Source organism: Veronia pacifica (assembly GCF_001707825.1).
In the GTDB taxonomy this organism is placed as follows: domain Bacteria; phylum Pseudomonadota; class Gammaproteobacteria; order Enterobacterales; family Vibrionaceae; genus Veronia; species Veronia pacifica.
On the sequence record NZ_LYBM01000015.1, the window covers coordinates 1 to 19,311 of the forward strand.

A 19,311-nucleotide genomic window follows, 5' to 3' on the forward strand; every position below is an offset into this window, starting at 1 on the left:
TGAAGATCCCAAGAAGGCTGCCGTCGCTGCTGCCGTTGCCAGAGCCAAAGCACGCAAAGCCGCTCAGCAGGCAAACGCTGACGCTGAGAACAACGAGCCTGAGTTAGCAGAAACAGTTGAAGATCCCAAGAAGGCTGCTGTCGCTGCTGCCGTTGCCAGAGCCAAAGCACGCAAGGCCGCACAACAGGCACAGAATGATGTAGATCAAGTTACAGAACCTGCTCGTACTGATACCGCTGATGACACCAAAAAGGCGGCTGTCGCTGCTGCCATTGCCAGAGCCAAAGCACGCAAAGCTGCGCAGGCAAAAACGAAAAACGAGGAAGAGTAATAGTGGCATTTTTTATCGCCAGTAGTCCCCACAGCCACAGTCGAAAAAGCACCAGTGATATCATGATGACCGTTGTCATGAGCGCCATACCCGGTATTGCTGCACTCTGTTACTTTTTTGGATGGGGGGTCTTAATACAAACCGCTATCGCTGCTCTCACTGCTGTAGTTGCCGAAGCGGCACTAATGTTGGTTCGTAAACGTCCAGTTATCAGAACAGTACGTGATAATTCAGCGTTGCTAACAGGTGTGCTAGTTGGGATCGCTATTCCTCCTCTTTCCCCATGGTGGTTGGCTGTCATAGGCACTCTGTTTGCAATTGTTGTAGCGAAACACTTATACGGAGGCCTTGGACAAAATCTTTTCAACCCCGCCATGGTCGCGTACGTCGTACTGCTTATTTCATTCCCTGCACATATGACAAGCTGGATGCCAGAAGCCTCTCTGCTTCCGGAACATGTCAGCTTTTTAGATACAGCGTACTCCATATTTACAGGCTTCAGCATTGATGGCTTTAGTGTCCAACAACTTCGCCAGACCGTCGATGGTACTACCATGGCTACGCCGCTGGATACCGTTAAAATTGCGCTTAATTCAGGTAGAACAGTCTCTGAGGCGCTGAGCGAGCCTGTCTTTGGTATGTTTGCAGGATTGGGCTGGAGCTGGGTTAACCTCGCGTTTCTGCTAGGTGGTCTATTCATGCTCCAAAGGAACATTATTCGCTGGCACATCCCTATTGCTATGCTGGCAAGTCTTTTCCTATGCAGTCTGATAGGCTTTGTCATCAGTCCAGACGGCGTCGCATCACCTATCATTCACCTTTTCTCTGGTGCGACAATGCTGGGTGCATTTTTCATCGCTACGGATCCGGTCTCAGCGTCAACTACTGACAAAGGTCGGTTAGTATTTGGTGCGCTAATTGGTTTATTGATTTATCTCATTCGTACGTTTGGCAGCTTTCCAGACGGTGTCGCTTTTGCCGTTCTACTTGCCAATATGTGTGTCCCTCTTATTGACTACTACACGAAACCAGATGTTTACGGACAAGGGGGTCGGGCATGATTAAAGCGATGGGCAAAAATGGGGCTATTTTGGCTCTGGCGGGTCTTGCCGCGACAGCATTGGTCGCAGTCACTGACTCATTCACCTCAGAAAAGATTGCTCAACAGGAACAAGTGCACTTGTTGCAACAACTTAATCAGGTGTTGCCAGAAACATCACATGATAATTCGCTGGCAAACAGTTGCACTATGGTGACTGACCCGCTCCTTGGTGGAAATGAAGCTCGGCCGCTCTACATCGCCAGAAAGGGTGATAAAGTGTCTGGTATGGCAGTAGAAGCGATTGCACCTGATGGATACAGCGGGGCGATTAAAATTCTGGTTGCTGTAGACGATAAAGATACCGTCACGGGTGTGCGTGTACTTAAACACAACGAGACCCCGGGACTGGGAGACAAAATTGAAGCTAATGTGTCAGACTGGATTTATCGCTTTACTGGAAAACGCGTCCTGAATGGCGAAGACCCAAGCTGGAGAGTAAAAAAAGATGGTGGGCAGTTCGACCAGTTTACTGGGGCAACCATTACACCGAGAGCCGTAGTTAAAGCCAGCCGAAATGCAGCATGGTTCATGATTAGCAACAGAGATAAAATTGTAAAACAACCACTTAATTGTGGAGAGAATGAATGAGCCAACACAAAGAATTGATAAAAAATGGTCTCTGGAGTAACAACCCCGCACTGGTCCAGTTACTCGGCTTGTGTCCATTACTCGCCGTTTCAGCCACAGTGGTGAATGCTCTGGGTCTTGGTTTGGCTACTCTGCTGGTACTCGTCGGCTCAAACTTGACGGTATCGATATGTCGCAACTGGGTACCGAAAGAAGTCAGGATACCGATATTCGTCTTGATCATTGCGTCTTTGGTAACTTGCGTACAGTTATTGATGAATGCCTACGCGTATGGGCTTTATCAATCTCTAGGGATTTTTATTCCTCTTATCGTCACCAACTGCATTATTATTGGCCGCGCTGAAGCTTTTGCCTCAAAAAACACCCCCTATCTCGCCACATTGGATGGTTTCTGGATGGGTATGGGCATGACTGGCGCTCTGGTTGTTCTCGGCGCAATTCGTGAAGTCATTGGTAACGGCACCTTATTTGATGGTGCGGATAGATTGCTTGGCCCATGGGCAGCATCGCTTCGCGTTGAAGTTTTCCATTTTGACAGCGCATTCTTATTGGCAATGCTACCTCCTGGGGCCTTTCTCGCTGTTGGATTTCTGATAGCAATAAAAAATGTTATTGACCAACGCCAGGCCAGCAAAGCACCAAAAGAAAAAGTCGCCATTGAGAGAGCGCGTGTAACCTCAGTGAATTAATGCCGAAAAGCATCATAAATAATGACAAATGGGTTCGGATGTAAAGATGTTGAGGCCAGAGGCCTCACCATTAAACTGAACTTCATCGGCGCACAGATAACGAAACCAGATTACTTTTAAGGTTGGTGGCATGAGCTCCCCTATTAGCAAGAAAGAGAAAGTTCAAGCAATTATCAATATACTCGATGAGCTATACCCAGAAGTTCCTATTCCTCTCGACCATCAAGATCCATATACCTTACTGGTTGCTGTATTATTATCTGCTCAATGTACCGATGAACGTGTAAATCAAATTACGCCTAAGCTATTTGCTAAAGCCGACAATCCATATGACATGGTTAAAATGACCATTGATGAAATTAAAGAGATCATCAAGCCATGTGGCTTATCACCGATGAAGTCGAAAGGTATATGGCACCTTTCAGAGATGATCATTAACCAACACGGCGGCGAAGTACCACAGAACTTTAAAGATCTTGAAGCGATGCCAGGTGTTGGTCATAAAACCGCCTCTGTGGTGATGGCGCAAGCCTTCAACGTACCTGCTTTTCCAGTCGATACACACATTCATCGTTTGATGTACCGCTGGGGCTTGTCTAACGGTAAGAGTGTTGAGCAAACAGAACGTGATGGAAAGAGACTATTCCCGAGAGAAAAATGGAATGATCTCCATCTGCAAATAATCTACTACGGCCGAGAGTATTGCCCAGCAAGAGGCTTTGATTTAGATAAATGTATAATCACGCGACAGTATGGACGTAAGTCATTTATTAATGAAGTTTTAAAGGCCAAGGCGAAAAAGAATAAGTAGTTTAATGGCTTACTATACAACGCAATTATATAGAGACACAAAAATCATGTAGTGAGTCATTAAAAGAGCCAGTGTATGCGCAATCGATGTTTTATGACGCAACACTGAGCACCAAGCGCTTTGCGAACTTCCTCATGTCATCAATACTGGGCGCTTGACCGAGTAGCCCTTTACGTTGAATCGAAGCGCTTTCAAACCTCACATAGTATTCAATAGAATTATAAGCTTGGGTTTTTGGTTGGACGGTTAAAGCTGACAAAGGCCACTCAGTGTTAACCGAATTACTCGACTTACAAATGCAGAAAATTAACCTCACTTACTGTCCAAAACGACTTGGTAATCAAAAACGATAAGTTATTTTAATTAAGGAATTTTTTAACGCCAGCTCCTCACAAAAACCTCAAATAATCAGTTCGTCGATAAGCACTTTTTCCTTCTATGTTTATATCACGGGCAAGGTGTTCACTATGATCAAGGGGATGATAGTTAGGTTCTCCTCTACGCAAAATTGGTCGCCACTTCGACCAATTAAAACTGATTGTGAATACCAGACAGCGTAAATTATTTTTCTGTGGAATTGCGGTTAAATTAACATTTATCATCAGATCCTCACCTGTGTTTTCTTGTTTCTGACTGCTATCTTGGACTCCTCTTGCTTCCACAACCAATGATTGTTTCTTACATCGAAAATAAGTGAGGCTTATGGATAAGAACCTCCGGCACCTAGCCGCCTTAAGATACTTTGAAGCGGCAGGCAGAAAAAAAAGTTATAGTGCAGCAGCACTTGAGCTTAATGTTACACAAGCTGCGGTCAGCCAGCAGATAAGGGCGCTGGAAGCAAACCTCGACGTGAAGCTGTTTTTTCGTCACGGTCGAGAAATGCGCCTGACATCTCCCGGACAGAAATTATTTGAATCAACAACCAGAGGGTTCAATGAAATTCTGTCGGGATTTTCAATGCTGCAATGTGAGCCGCTTGAAGGTGTGCTGACAATTAATGCCCCACCCGCGTTTGCATCCTTATGGTTGATGCCCCGCCTATGGCAGTTCACTCATTACTTTCCATCCATCTCTCTCAGAGTGCACGCCGACAGGAAGAACATTGATCTTCTTCATGATGAAGCTGACATGGCGATTCGTCAGGGTGTGATTGAAAAAGGAGACATTGAAGATGGGATTGCCTGCGAGCCGCTCTACAGTGAAGCAGTATTTCCGTTGTGTTCACCATCACTGGCAGCATCAATGAAGTTTACCGACCCCGCACAGGTACTCGATTGCCTTTTGGTACATGGGGTTAACTCTCGATCCTTTATTTGGTCTCAATGGTTTGAAAAAGCGGGTGTGAACTGGAGAGACAAAGAGCTTCAATTCCTTGAGGTACCCGCCTTTGACATGGCATTAAATGCGGTGACAACAGGTCACGGAATGTGCCTGGCGACAGAGAGTCTATCCAGGGAGCTAATCAATAGAGGGCTGCTGGTTAGACCTTTTGATATTGAGTTGTTGCCCGGCGTGCAATACTCATTACTTTACCAAAAGGTTTCACCCCGTCGTCAACGCATTCAAGTTTTCAGTGATTGGCTAAAAGGCCAGATAACTGATCAGAAGACCAATAACCCTAAGTTGACTCTTCCAGAGAATCAGTTCAACGGATCCGTCCAATCGAATAATGAAATGGTTTAAACGGATTGGGACGCCTGAGTAATCGCAGAAAAAGGAGGGTGAACGATATATTAATCACTCCCATAAAAATGCCTTACACGACAAAATCTGTAATGGTGTTAAGCGCATAATTGATTTATTTGAAAAGGTATTTTCAAGTCTCTTAGGTTTAAAATATTGATATACTGCAGCAAAAAATCGCTATTGAAAGGAGAATGAAATGGCAATGGGTCGTGTGCTTCATACAATGATTCGTGTGGGTGATTTAGACAAATCAATCGCTTTCTACACAGACGTAATGGGAATGCAGCTGCTCCGCAAGAGCGAAAACAAACAATATGAATATACACTCGCATTTGTTGGTTACGGAGATGAATCTCATGGTGCAGTCATTGAGCTAACATACAACTGGGGTACCTCAGATTATGATCATGGCAATGCCTTTGGTCACATAGCAATTGGCGTTGAGGATATTTACAAGACATGTGATGCCATTAGGGCAGCAGGGGCAAATATCTCACGCGAACCGGGGCCAGTGAAAGGCGGTACCACTGAGATAGCATTTGTTGAAGACCCTGATGGCTATAAAATTGAGCTCATTCAGCTGAAAAGTGCCTCAAAAGGCCTCGGTACTGAAAAGTGATAAAAGACGCCTCTTCACGAGGCGTTTTTTTAGATGGTTGATCTCTCCAACGACACAACTACACGGCGGTTTTTATGTTGCCCGACTGGGGATGAATCGTCAGCTATCGGTCTTCTTTCACCGTAAGCCTGAACCTTGACCCTATCCTCTGGCAGGCCTAGTTCGATGAAATATTCTTTCAGCAATTTGGCCCGCTTCTCGGACGTTTTCTGATTCACCACTTTTGCTCCTCTCCCGTCGGTATATGTCGCTAACAATACCAGACTCACATCCGGGCTGTTTTTGATAAAAGAAGCAATATTTTCAATTCTAGCGAGGGAGTCGTGGTCCAGATCATCTCCTGACTCACGGTAGTGAAGAACAGTAAACGCAATATCTTCGAATGAAAATGGCAAAAGGCGTGATACACAGGCATTGAAGGCATTGTATGTCTGTTGAAATGAAACTGCCGATAAGGCCACGTTCACTCTTTCACCTCGACTTTGCCATTCAGGAAAACTAAATGTTGGATACCGGCCATGTTCAAGCTCAGACAACATGGTCCATGCCGCCTGACCGTCAATATAACCATTAAATTGTTTATAAAATTTTAATCGCTCAATATAACTTGCCTGATCACCGGGTGCCCATATTGGCGGCATTGACACCAGCGCAACGTTAGCTGTTTTGCCCATTGGCCGGCGCATTTCAAGCTCAAAGCCCAGGTTAATTTTTTTACTGGCTTTGGAACGAAACACAGCCAAACCGTAATTTGGAATGGTATGTTCAATTTGGCATTCTAGGGGCGTGTCCACCGTCACAGACCAGCGAGACTCAAGCGGCGCTGCTCCGTAATATTTGATTGCCATCGCTGGCATGGAGAAAACGGCACACGCTGACACCATAAGTGTCATCGTCATTTTTTTTATATTTCTCGTCACGAACACGACAATGCCATCACCTTTAATTTCTCTTTCCCAGTTTATCGGTCGTACGGCGTATTTCTTTAATACAATTTTAGCATCCTAACGGGTCATTTTACCCGTTCTACTTTAGCTAGCATCGTGCTTCTGACATAATGCTCGCCTATTTATTAATGAATCCATTTTCACACAATTACTTATGAGCCAAGAAGCAAACCTCAATTCTCTTAAAGCAAGATTCCGTGGATATTTCCCTGTCGTCATTGATGTTGAAACCGCGGGTTTCAATGCGAAAACAGATGCTCTGCTGGAAATCTGTGCAGTAACACTGAAAATGGATGAAGATGGCTGGATAAGTCCCGATCAGACCATGCACTTTCATATTACGCCTTTTGAAGGTGCAAATATCGAAAAAGCAGCGCTTGATTTCAACGGTATTCATGATCCGTTCAGTGCATTGAGGGGCGCGGTCGATGAAGAGCATGCCCTGAAAGAAATATTCAAAATGATTCGCAAAGGTCAAAAAGACCAAGGTTGTCAGCGAGCAATTATGGTCGCTCACAATGCGACCTTTGACCATAGTTTTGTCATGGCAGCCGCTGAGCGCTCAAAGCTGAAGCGCAACCCTTTCCACCCGTTCGCGACGTTTGACACCGCGGCTTTAAGTGGTTTAGCGCTGGGGCAAACAGTACTTGCCAAAGCCTGTGAGGCAGCAGATATACCCTTTGATAATCGAGAAGCTCACTCAGCCTTATATGATACCGAGAGAACAGCAGAGTTGTTTTGTGAAATCGTTAATCGCTGGAAGCGGCTCGGTGGATGGCCACTGCCAGCAGCGGTCAGTGAAGAGAACAATGAAGAAGGCAATGAGGGCACTACAGCGTAAAATAATGTTACAAGCCATCTTGGCAGCGTAACCTCGTCTCTCAAAAAACAACGACTTGCCCGCTTATGGGTCGATTATTACAGTTTATCCTTTATTTTATTCGACCCACCCACCTATTTTTTCGTGACTCTCGTCCATTTTAAAGACTGATATCTCACCTCAAAGACATTCGTCATCACACATCCTAAATCTTCAACCGTTGTGTAAAAAAACTGCATCTATATTTTCATATGGCAGCTAATCTGTCGTTTTTTTGTTCGCTCCAACATCTTGGAGACCAATTTAACAGTGACGTTCACTAATAACTTAGCAGTGACGAAGAGGCGGAAATGAAAAGAATACTAAGGAAAAGCATGCTCTCAACTGCAATCATACTGGCTTCCGCTCAAGCCTATGGTGCAGGTTTTCAAATTACTTATCAGTCTGCTGAAGGCATTGGCCGCGCGAACTCTGGAGAAGGTGCCATCGGAAACAGTGCCGCTGCTGGAGCACGAAATCCGGCAGCCCTATCCCTGCTGGACAATGCAGGCGTATCAGGCGGGCTGACATTTGTTCGCCCACAAGTGGATATCTCAGGCTCTCTGACAACCGGGCAGACTTTCAATCATGAATCGGTAGCTCAAGATGGCTTGGTCCCTAACTTCCACTATGCCAGCCCTCTTAACGAAAGCCTCGCTGTTGGGGTATCTCTCGGCTCGTTTTATGGAACGACGACCGAATTTCCAAGCGACTCGCCAGCCGGGGCGCAAACAGGTGAAACATCGCTGACTACAATCAATGCAAATCTCTACGGAGCCTACAAAGTAAATCAGGCTATCAGTGTTGGTGCCGGTGTTAATTATGTGAAAGCTGATGCGAAGATGGTCCGTACTGCCGGAGTATTAGCGAACGGTATCAATGTCCAAATTCCCGGTCTAGGGGCGACGGCTACAACAAAAATTGTTGAAGTTGAAGGCGATGCAAATGGCTTCGGCTGGAATGTCGGCGCATTATGGCAACTTAATGACAGTAACCGATTTGCAGTTAGCTATCGGAGTCGGGTTGACTTGACCTTTGACGGTGATTTTAAGGGCTTAAGCTCTAATCTTCAGCCAACCAATGCTGAGCTCAAGATTGAACTGCCAGAGTTAATAGAACTGTCCGGTTACCACCAGCTTAATCAAGCACTGGCGGTACATTATACTGCCGCCCTGACGGGCTGGGATTCGTTTCAGGAGCTAAGAGCCACCAGCACAGGCTGCCAAGACGGTATTTGTTTGCAGAAAGACGAGAAATGGGAAGATAGCTGGAAATACTCTGTAGGCCTGACATATGGTGTTAGCGATATGCTCACAATCCGCGGTGGCATAGCCCTTGACCAATCTCCGGTCCAACAAGAATATCGCACCATGAGTATTCCTGACGCAGACCGGATGCGTTACAGCTTGGGGGCAACTGTGGGCCTTAGCTCACAATTCACTATTGATGCAGGGATGGCCTATGTAGATAGTGATGCTGAACAAGGAGAAGAAGTGCTGACATCTAGCAATCCAGCACTGAAGGCAAGTTTCATGTCAGAATCAACTGCTCTGATATTTGCTCTACAAGCCAATTATAATTTCTAATTATCATTTTCTAATTGAATAAAATCTTATGCAAATATTGGCTGACATTTTTGTCAGCCAATATTTTTATAGTCCTTTGAATTTACTTCCAAAATAATCCCACCCAAAAGCTTTTATATAAAATCAAGTGCGCATAAAAATTTTCTTAAATAAGAGACATTAATTATATTCGTTTCATCTAATAATGATATTTATCACGATTATTTAAGCAACCGAAAATATTTTATTAGATAAATATAAAGCTCTCATTATTGAGAATCAAACAATTTTGATCTCAATTTATATCAATGATTAATACAATCAATATATATAACATTAAGTTAATAAATAATTAGAGCTTATGCTCAAAACAAAATTATGGTATTGCTATACTAAAAATAACCAATTAAACCATTGTTTTAATTAGAAAAAATGGCAAATTTAGCAAAATATCAAGAGTCACAACTATAGTTACTCAGCGAATAACAATAAGCACAAAAATAATATTATTGGGGATGATTGAAACTCGCCTCAAAATAATAAAAAAGCAAATTATAAAAATAAAATCATAAAAATTGGAAACCCGAAGGGAATATTAGAGAGGCGAAATGACAGACATCAACAAAGGACTGCTGATTTCCAGCGTGTTCCTCTTTCTTTCACAACAGGTCAATGCCGCCGGATTTGCATTGGACGAGTATTCGGCAAACGGCCTCGGTAGAGCTCACTCTGGTGAAGCCGTCATAGCTGATAACGCTGCAGTCATAGCAAGAAACCCTGCCGCAATGACATTGATAGAAGCCCCACAGCTTTCGAGTGTTTTTGTTGCGGTTAAAGAAGATATCCGGGTGACGAATCTTGAAATCAACCAGACGGCTGACAGTATTGTCCCTATACAAGCTGCACCAGCTGCATATTTTGTTACCCCAATTGACAGCTCTTTTAGCGCAGGCATCGGTTTGTATGCGCCAGTCGGTATTGAGATTTTATACCCAGATGACTTTGCTGTTGGTGACATGGGCGGACACACAAGAATTATTGGCCTGAATATTAACCCGGCAGTCGCATATCGCTATGACGAGCAGCTAAGTTTCGGTGCTGGACTGAATATTATCTACGGCACGATAAAAGTCGCTCGGAATATTGGCTCAGCAGGCACAGTCTTTGACAACAATTTTAAGGCTTCAGACCGAGCGATACTTCTACGTACAGACACCTTTGGTATTGGATATAGTCTCGGTTTTGTCTACGAGGTTGATGAAGATAATCGATTTGGTCTTGCCTACAGAAACCGGATTGCACTCAAGTTTAAAGATGGTGATTTTGAAGACATCACTGGTCGCTTTATTCCAGAAAGAGGAGGTAAAACCAAAGTAGACCTCGAACTTGATATACCTCCGACACTTGAGTTTTCTGGTTATCACAGATTTACCGAAGACTGGGCCGTCCACTATGATGTGAGCTGGACCAGATGGGCAACCTTTACAGGTTTCCTCGCAACAGACCAAGGCAAAAATGTATGCCGGTTTAATGATAAAGACGAAAATATCGGTATATGTTTACTCGATAATAAACCCTTCAAAAACACAGTTACCTATGCTGCAGGTTTGACTCATTATTTCGATGATGAATGGACATTCAGAGGCGGTGTTCGTTACGGTCAGGCAGCGGCGAAGCAAGTTTCAATGATCACACCAGATACCGACCTTATTCGCGTTGGCCTTGGCGCAACGTACCAGTACTCAGATCAACTCTCTTTCGATTCAGGCTTGTCATTCCGTTACGGAGGAAAAGTCGATTTTGACCAAATCGATATTCAGGACAATGCAAAACCATTCACGTTGAAACGTCAGGGCCTCTTGTTCGGTCTTCAGATGAACTACAACCTCTGGTAAGGATGCGAATATTATGAAACTGAACCACAACAAGAAAAATCACTCTTTCATTGGTGTTTTATTCTGCCTCATTTTTTTCCTGTCTGGATGCGAAGAGGGAGGGTTAAGTGGGAACCCAACTATTGGTAACCTCAGCCCTGATATCCAATCTAACCTTGGCGGAAAAACACGTGTTAATTTCGTGCTTAGCGGCCCGGAAGAATTCTTACCACTCCCCTCTTTTATCATTCAAGATGCCATAGATGGGACGATAAATGCGCCGAGAGAGTTTGCTTCATCTATTGAGCTTGATAATGCTTACCTTGGTCTAAGTAGCCTTGATGGCTGGGGATTGAGTAGTTACATTTTTGTCGAGTTCCTTGGTACCGGATTTGGTCCTGAACAGCGAAGAGTAGACAGGGGCTTTTACCTCTACGAATTAGATAGAAGTATGGAAGAGGGCTCGCCTGTACTGACTCGTATTCCCGCTGAAGCCTATACCCGTGGTCAAAACCTTGTTATTCAACCTCTTCAGGTATTGAAGCCCAAAACAGATTATTTCTATGCGATCACGAATGAGATCTTGGATGAGGGTGGTAACCCTATCAGTTCGATTCAGGCTTATGCAACACTCGCTGGGGGAGTAACCCTTGGACTGGGAGAGAGGCTTAACCGTGTCAGCAGCATAATCAGAAAACTTAACCAATCAATGTTTGATATCAACTCTGAGGTTGATCTTTCAAATGTCGTTTTTTCGATGGCTTACACCACCCAATCTATTGGTGAAACAACGGAACACACAAAGTTAGCCATTGTAAAAGGGTTAGAAAGAGGTGGACTTGAGCGGATATGGAAAGGAGCGTCTAACCCTAGAAATGTCGACCTTTCAGACGCCTACAAAATGGAATTTGGCACGACGACAGATTTCTTACGTTATGTGAGAAGAGATACGAACTTCGAAACATATGTAGATATCGATGATGAGGGCCTGAAAGAAAGGCTTGTTGAAGCGTACGGTCTTCTTAATACAATCGGTAACCCAAACATTCCCATTATTAACCTTTTCAATCTCCGGACACAGCTTAATATCACACCGGGTACGATTAAGTTACCCTACTTCCTCGAAACCATACCGGACAAAATTCCCCTTACTCCATTTGAGCGGGCAACGCCAAACCTTGCCACCGTACGTTATATTTTAGAAAGAGGTGAGTTAGAGGACAAAGCGGCCGTAACCAAACAGTTGGTAAAAGCCGGTATCGACATGAGTCAGCTTGCAACATTAGAAGACGATAATGAGGCACTGCTTAAGTTGATGGGATTAGAGATGGTCCTCGACAACGGCGAACCGATTGAAACTATTGTCACTGAAAAAGCGGCATATGGTGGTATCGGTGCGGCGCAAAGTACAGTGAAGGTCGTGACCCGTTATAATCCGATTCCAAAAATCAAAGCGTTGGAAGACGTCAAATTTTTACTCTTCACTCCGAAAAAATTCAATCCCAATAAACCGGTCAAACTTATCATTTTTCAGCACCCGATCACCGCATCTAAAGAAGCCGCGATGGCCATAGCACCGAGATTTGTTGGCTTGCCTACCCTTCCACCTGTTATCGGTAATCTTGTTGCAGCAATCAGTGCAATTCCAGGAGTGTCAGAAATTATTGGACTGCTGTCAGGGCAAGGTAACGATCTCACTTGGTTGAGAGGAAATGATGAAAATATAGCGTTGATCGCGATTGATCATCCATTACATGGTGATCGTTGCATATCAGATGAACAATGCACGAGTGAAGAACCAACGCTCTACTTAAATCTTCAAGCCTTTCCGGTTGGTCGAGACAATTTCAGGCAAAGTACTTTTGATAATCTAGGTCTAAGGCTGGGATTAGCCCTTGCTCAGGAAAAGCGTGAACTTGATGGTACACCATTAGAAAATTTAGAGGATTTAGCCGTTAACCCACCATCATTAGTCTCACACTCATTTGGTGGAGTCAATGCAACACATACTGCCGTGTATGGTAACAAATCACTGGGTGGTGAACTTGGTGAGCTCTACGATGACCGCTTCTCTTTCTCCAAGCTCGCACTCGCCAATACCGGCTCACAGGTGCCTCTGATACTCATTAATTCAGAGGAATACCAGAGTCTGGTTAAACATATTGTCGCTGCCACCCTCAGCGCGGGTTACCAAAAATTCATTGAGGATAATCCACTTGCATGTGGCGACGAGAAAGATGTTGCTAAGTGTTATGACGAGTTTGAGAAGCAGGCCGGTAACAATGCTGATCTGGCAGCAGTAGCCACAGAGGTCGAGGGCAGTTTCGATTTGTTCGGAATCGCGGCTCAAACATCACTGGATAATATCGACCCTGTCACTATTACTGGTATTACTGATGAAGATGGTAATAAAGTACTTGATGGTTTACCTATCTATTTGCAAGAGGTGGCAAGTGACAACACCAAACCAACGAATATTGATTTTGCACCTTTCGCTGGCTCCAGAGCATTGGCGAAAAGTCTTGGAATGAATATCGTAGACCAGAATTCACCAACCGCGTTAGTGGGTAATATGCCTTTCGCTCTTCCACAGGGCGATAGAAACTTTGTCAAATATGAAGGAGTTGCGGATCACCTGACATTTATTGGTGCCCAGTCATCTCCTGATGATGAGCCCCATAGCGGGCATATGCAGACAACCGTGCTAGAGTTTCTCATTCGTGATGATCACTCTTTCGATGGTGTGCCGACTCAATACCTTCAGGAATGACAAGATATTACGACTACTGAGAGTCAAAAGAAGGCCAGCATCTGCTGGCCTTCGTGTTTCATCCTCAATAAACGCTGACACTTAGCGCTTATTACTTGCTTAATCTCATATATTAGCCCTTCCAACTATGGGAAAACGACTAAATTCCTTAAGTAACACTTTATAAAGCACGGATCTGTAAGCTAAATCAGGACGATATCTCTCCTATTGGGAGCACTCACCCTGCTTCTTATTCTGTTTGCTGAAATCCATAAAATCGTTATTTATAGTAGTGAGGCAGTATGGCCATAAAGAATTATCGGCGTCTTGCAACAACTTTCGCTCTCTCCGCATTCACACTCTCCGCTCACGGTGCAGGTTTTCAGGTGTCTGAACACTCTGCATCTGGGCTTGGCCGAGCATATGCAGGTGAAGCGGCAATGACTGACAATGCGTCCACCATGGCACGGAATCCAGCCACCATGATCACCCGCGATACATCGCAGCTATCGGGTGCAATCCATATTGTTTCGCCTGACATCAACGTGAAAGACGAAACCAATAATCAGCAAGCATCAAATATTGCGCCGACTGAGGCCGTCCCCGGTACCTACTACGTCACGCCTATCAATGAAAAACTCTCAGCAGGTATCGGACTATATACCGTTTACGGTGTAGGCACCGACTATCCGGATGATTTCGCAGCAGGTGACATATCCGGTGATACGAAGCTGGTGAGTGTTAACTTGAACCCTGCGGTTGCTTATCGACTTGATGAAAACCTGACTGTCGGTGCCGGTCTCAATGTTGTTTATGCCATTGCCGAACTCAACCGGCACTTTGGTAAGGGTGCTGTGATCTCAACCAGTAAACCCTCAGACATTCTTATCTCAATGGAAGGCAAAACATTTGGCTGGGGTGTCAACCTAGGGGCTCTCTACGAAGTAGATGCTGACAACCGCTTTGGCGCGAGTTATCGCTCTGGTGTCCAATTAAAGTTCAAGGATGGCGACTTTACCGATAACAGCGGAAATGTGCTGTCATCCAAAAGTACAGTCAATGCTGATCTTAAAGTCACTCTCCCCGCTATTTTCGAATTCTCTGGTTTCCATCAGCTTAATCCGTCTTGGGCTGTACATTACAGTGCAATGTGGACGGAATGGAGTGAATTTACCGAATTGAAAGCGACAGGTTCAGCCTGTGCGTCAACAGGTGGCGTGTGTTTTGAGAAACAAGAGGAATATAGCGATGTTGTACGTTGGTCACTGGGAACCACGCATACATTGAACGATGAATGGACACTACGCGCGGGTCTCGCTCTCGATGAACAGGCAGGTAAATCAACGCTGAGTATTCCAGACACAGATAGATTTTGGTATTCCGCCGGTGCTACCTATCAATATTCACCGGACATCTCGTTTGATGCGGGTTTGACGCTTGTTTCGAGCAAAGATGGAACATTTACTGAAACCAGTAAGGTTGCTGGCACCAGTAAATACAGTGCAAAAGGAAAGGCATACATCGTTGCCGCTCAAGTCAACTACAGCTTCTAAGCATCAGTATTAACGGAGTACAACTATGCAGACAAAATATATATCGCTGAGAAGAATGAATGTGGTGGTATTACTGTCAACTCTTGTGTTGACAGCCTGCGGGGGCGACGCAGAACTGACTGGAGATCCCACGGTTCCCAAATACGAAGATTACATTGAACAAAGCCTGAAAGCCGATACGAAAGTGAACTTTGCACTATTGGGTGCCGATAAAAATGTCCCATTACCCAATTTCATCTTCCTTGATAGAGAAGACTTCACACTGGACATCCCAGTTAGCGCAACCAGCTCTCAGGGCATAAATAACCCTATCGTGGCAATGAACGCCACGGACGGCTGGAGTGTAACATCACCCATTGTTATCGCATTCAGTAATGACCTTGCTCAATCCGCTAGTGTTTCGCCGAGTGCCTATCGATTAGTGGAGACAACCAGTCCGCTTACAGGTTCACCGACGATTGTAAAAACACTGCAACCGGGCAATGACTATTTACCTTTCACACGGAAAAATTCACTGATATTTCAGCCGCTGAAACCACTCAACCCCTCAAGCTTTTATATGTTTGCAGTATCAAACAAACTGACGGATGCCAAAGGTAACCCTGTGGGTATGTCGTCTGCCTACGCCGAACTCAAATCGGAAAAGCAAACGACTGTTTCGGCGATCAAAGACCTCCAGCCCGCGATTAAACTTACCGAAGGCGTGGTCTCAAACGGTGCTGCATTTACCGCTAAAGAAATTATATATTCGAGTTGGTTCCCTACCGCCTCAGCCGGTGCTGTCCTGAAAGGAGCCAAACAAGCAGCATTGCTTACTCTAGACGCAGTGAATAACAACAGAGACCCAGCTGCATTGTGGAAAGGGACAGCAAACCCAAATAACATCTCGTCTGCGGATCTCCAAACATTATTCAGAATACAAAAACCCGACAATATTACCCCTTTCCTATCAGCACCTTACGATGACCCAGCTAACTTGGGAGAAGGTGTCACAGTATGGAGAGGAAAGGTTAATCTTCCTTACTTTCTGGAGACAGGAACAAGTGACAAAGCATGGCAAAAAACGCCATGGCAAAGCGCCACACCGAGCTTGGCTAAAGTTGTTAATGCGATAAAAGAAGGGTCAAAAGACAGAAACACGATTATTAGCCAAATCTTGAGTAAAGCAGAGGAAAAAAACATTCCCCTACAGGCATCAGATTTGGCGAATATAATCTCCGATGAGACTGTTCAGAAGCGCGTGTTGACTGCTTTATTCGGTGAGGTATTGCTTAAGGCGGATATGTCACGATTAGATAACGAACGACTGATATCACAATATAGTCCCTTGCCACAGCTCAAAGAAATTCAAGTCGTTAATTACTTACTGGCGTTACCCGCAGAGTCCATATGCACTGATAACATTCCAGTGACGATTTTCCAGCATGGCATTACATCTAAGAAGGAGGTGGTGTTAGCACTGGCTAAAGAAATAGGGACTAAAAGCTGTATGGCTCTATTAGCCATCGATTTCCCACTCCATGGCCAGCGTGCTTTAGCAGACGGAACCATTGCGGATGCAAGCAATGCCACTGTGTTTATGAACCTAGAATATTTACCTGTAGGCCGAGATAACATTCGTCAGTCGGTCGCGGATTTAGTCAGTTTACGCATTGCAGTCGGACTCATCGGACTTGGAAATAACGCTTCTGACCCCAGAATCCCTGAGCCACTCAACAAACTCACCTTTACCAACGGCGGCGTCAATTTTATCGGTCACTCATTGGGGGCAATGTCGGGTATCGATATGGTCGCCATTGCTAATGATTTTGACACTGATAATGCGCCTGAAGCTGCCCTGTCAAAAATAACCAAAGCGCAATTTGCCAACCCGGGTTCAGGGATACCGTATCTACTCCTCGGTTCGCAATCATTCGGCCCAACGGTAAAAGCACAAATCGACCAAGGAAAAGACTCAAATATGTCTTCCTTTGACGCATACTCACAGTTTGCTTTTGCTGCACAGACGGTGCTGGACACCGTTGACCCAATTAACCACATTGTGTATGCGACCGGATCACTGCCTGCTTACATGACAATCGTCAAGCAAGACAAAGTTATCCCGTATAAGCTCAACCAACAGAGTACAGAAATTCCTTATTCGCCCTTTGGCGGTGCAAAACCGTTAACCGATGTCATTAATGAAAACGGTAGTGTATTTTCTATTCTCAGCGCCACATCCTCAATTGAAACAAGTAACTATGTCGCACTCTTCAATAAGGGGACACATGGTTCCTTACTGGCTGACACAAAAAATGCCAACGTAAATACTGAAATGCAAACCCAGATGAGAACCTTCATCACAACCGATGACATCACGGTCACTGAGACCAGTATTCTTGATACCGAGAGATAAAAGGTAAGCGTTACCTACTTAACAAGGCCAGATTTGTCTGGCCTTTTTTATCAAGCGTTACCCACTCGCCTAACAATGTTCCTCACTTCTATAAATCCAGCACCACATATCAGTAAAGTTATTAACTTTTCTAAAGTTTTTCGATCTCAGTAACAGTTTAACTTTTTGTATCTTTGATGATCCGACCAGTTCACTACTGAGAATAGTGGTAAGCTAGCGGCCGTTTTACCGAATAACATCACATAAAAATAATTTCTGTTGCAAAAAACAGCAAAAAAACAATCTAGTGAGGACTCATGTCTCGCATCATGAAAAGAAGTATTCTGGCGACAACTATCGCTCTCGTTTCCACTCAAGCTTACAGTGCAGGCTTCCAGGTATCTGAACACTCAGCATCTGGCCTCGGCCGTGCGTTTGCGGGTGAAGCAGCAATGGCTGACAACGCATCTGTCATGGCACGAAACCCAGCGTCAATGACTCAGTTTGACAACATGCAAGCATCTGGTGCAATTCAGGCCGTGCTCACAGATATCAATGTTACTGACAACACGCTAAAACAAAACGCAAACAATGTTGCCCCTTCACCATTAGTTCCGGCCGGCTACCTCGTTGCACCAGTTAATGACAAATTCTCAGCAGGTATTGGTCTATACACAGTTTACGGCGTAGGGACCGACTACCCAGATAACTTCCTGACAGGATACATGGCAGGTGACACCAACCTCACCAGCGTTAACCTGAACCCGGCAGTGGCGTACAAAGTTAACGAGAATCTCAGTCTGGGTGCAGGACTGGACTTGGTGTATGCAACAGCGGAACTGAACCGTCACTTTGGTGAACTGAATCTGGCAAACCCGTCAGGCAAAATGATCACCATGGAAGGCAGTACGTTCGCGGCAGGCTACAACATTGGTGCCCTTTACGAAGTTGATCAGGATATTCGTTTTGGTTTGTCTTACCGTTCACCGGTTCAACTGAAATTCAAAGACGGCAAATTCACAGATCATGCTGCACGCTCAGTCACTGGCGGTGGCACTGTGAATGCCGACCTGAACATTGAACTACCTGCGATTATTGAGTTTTCTGGCTTCCAGCAGTTAAACAAAACATGGGCACTGCATTACAGCGTGATGTGGACAGACTGGAGCGTATTCAAAGAGCTTAAAGCTACCAGCCCGAAATGTGACAAGGCTAACGGCGTATGCTTCCAGAAATCTGAGAAATACGATGATGCGATTCGCTGGTCGATGGGTTCAACTTACACCCTGAACAACGACTGGACATTACGTGCAGGTTTCGCTTTCGACGAGCAGGCTGGTAAATCCACTCTGAGCATTCCTGATACCGATCGCTACTGGTATTCAGCAGGTGCCACCTATCAATACACTCCAAAACTTTCTGTTGATGCCGGCGTGTCATACATCGCCAGTAAAGAAAGTCACTTTAAAGAACGCGGCAGCGAGCAACTGGCAGAACGCAGTTTCACCGCTTCAGGCTCAGCGACGGTTGTTGGCATTCAGGCTAACTACAGCTTCTAACTTCA

Annotated in this window: 14 protein-coding genes and 1 pseudogene; 14 read left to right on the forward strand and 1 reads right to left on the reverse strand. The window is 44.9% G+C overall.

The features are described from left to right. From A8L45_RS09705 to gloA, 7 genes and pseudogenes are all read left to right on the forward strand, one after another. Positions 1-331: pseudogene (locus A8L45_RS09705) on the forward strand (electron transport complex subunit RsxC); the annotation flags it as partial. A 2-nt stretch (positions 332-333) separates the two neighbouring features. Then, positions 334-1,392, forward strand: a complete 1,059-nt coding sequence (gene rsxD, locus A8L45_RS09710) for an electron transport complex subunit RsxD (RefSeq protein WP_068901694.1) — start codon at positions 334-336, stop codon at positions 1,390-1,392. Further along, positions 1,389-2,021 (forward strand): electron transport complex subunit RsxG, encoded by a 633-nt coding sequence (gene rsxG, locus A8L45_RS09715; protein ID WP_068901697.1) that lies wholly within the window; start codon positions 1,389-1,391, stop codon positions 2,019-2,021. The genes rsxD and rsxG overlap by 4 nt, the downstream gene beginning before the upstream one ends. Continuing rightward, complete coding sequence (locus tag A8L45_RS09720; RefSeq protein WP_068901699.1) at positions 2,018-2,710, forward strand: electron transport complex subunit E; 693 nt, start codon at positions 2,018-2,020, stop codon at positions 2,708-2,710. Before rsxG ends, A8L45_RS09720 begins: the two co-directional genes overlap by 4 nt. A gap of 130 nt (positions 2,711-2,840) precedes the next feature. Continuing rightward, a complete protein-coding gene (gene nth, locus A8L45_RS09725) occupies positions 2,841-3,521 on the forward strand; it encodes an endonuclease III (protein ID WP_175401963.1) in 681 nt (226 codons plus the stop codon). A 702-nt stretch (positions 3,522-4,223) separates the two neighbouring features. Beyond that, positions 4,224-5,204, forward strand: coding sequence for a LysR substrate-binding domain-containing protein (locus tag A8L45_RS09730; protein ID WP_068901702.1), 981 nt, complete (start codon positions 4,224-4,226; stop codon positions 5,202-5,204). A gap of 199 nt (positions 5,205-5,403) precedes the next feature. Beyond that, on the forward strand, positions 5,404-5,826 hold the full coding sequence (gene gloA / locus A8L45_RS09735; protein ID WP_068901704.1) for a lactoylglutathione lyase: 423 nt from the start codon (positions 5,404-5,406) through the stop codon (positions 5,824-5,826). Between the two features lie 29 nt (positions 5,827-5,855). Here the strand turns inward: gloA and motY are convergent, their stop codons facing one another. Then, the gene (gene motY / locus A8L45_RS09740) at positions 5,856-6,725 is read right to left on the reverse strand and encodes a flagellar protein MotY (RefSeq protein WP_068901831.1); all 870 of its coding nucleotides are present in this window, start codon (positions 6,723-6,725) and stop codon (positions 5,856-5,858) included. A gap of 202 nt (positions 6,726-6,927) precedes the next feature. On the opposite strand from motY, the gene rnt reads away from it, so the two are divergent. The 7 genes from rnt to A8L45_RS09775 all read left to right on the forward strand — a co-directional run bounded on the left by rnt (position 6,928) and on the right by A8L45_RS09775 (position 19,306). Continuing rightward, the gene (gene rnt / locus A8L45_RS09745; RefSeq protein WP_068901706.1) at positions 6,928-7,614 is read left to right on the forward strand and encodes a ribonuclease T; all 687 of its coding nucleotides are present in this window, start codon (positions 6,928-6,930) and stop codon (positions 7,612-7,614) included. Positions 7,615-7,943: 329 nt separating this feature from the next. After that, a complete protein-coding gene (locus A8L45_RS09750) occupies positions 7,944-9,218 on the forward strand; it encodes an outer membrane protein transport protein (protein ID WP_068901708.1) in 1,275 nt (424 codons plus the stop codon). 587 nt (positions 9,219-9,805) lie between these two features. Beyond that, the gene (locus A8L45_RS09755; protein WP_068901710.1) at positions 9,806-11,092 is read left to right on the forward strand and encodes an OmpP1/FadL family transporter; all 1,287 of its coding nucleotides are present in this window, start codon (positions 9,806-9,808) and stop codon (positions 11,090-11,092) included. A gap of 13 nt (positions 11,093-11,105) precedes the next feature. Further along, a complete protein-coding gene (locus A8L45_RS09760; protein WP_068901712.1) occupies positions 11,106-13,841 on the forward strand; it encodes a hypothetical protein in 2,736 nt (911 codons plus the stop codon). Positions 13,842-14,128: 287 nt separating this feature from the next. Beyond that, positions 14,129-15,373, forward strand: a complete 1,245-nt coding sequence (locus A8L45_RS09765; RefSeq protein WP_390335697.1) for an outer membrane protein transport protein — start codon at positions 14,129-14,131, stop codon at positions 15,371-15,373. A gap of 25 nt (positions 15,374-15,398) precedes the next feature. Next, positions 15,399-17,768 (forward strand): hypothetical protein, encoded by a 2,370-nt coding sequence (locus A8L45_RS09770; protein ID WP_068901715.1) that lies wholly within the window; start codon positions 15,399-15,401, stop codon positions 17,766-17,768. 296 nt (positions 17,769-18,064) lie between these two features. Then, positions 18,065-19,306 (forward strand): outer membrane protein transport protein, encoded by a 1,242-nt coding sequence (locus A8L45_RS09775; RefSeq protein ID WP_068901716.1) that lies wholly within the window; start codon positions 18,065-18,067, stop codon positions 19,304-19,306. Positions 19,307-19,311 lie beyond the last annotated feature (5 nt).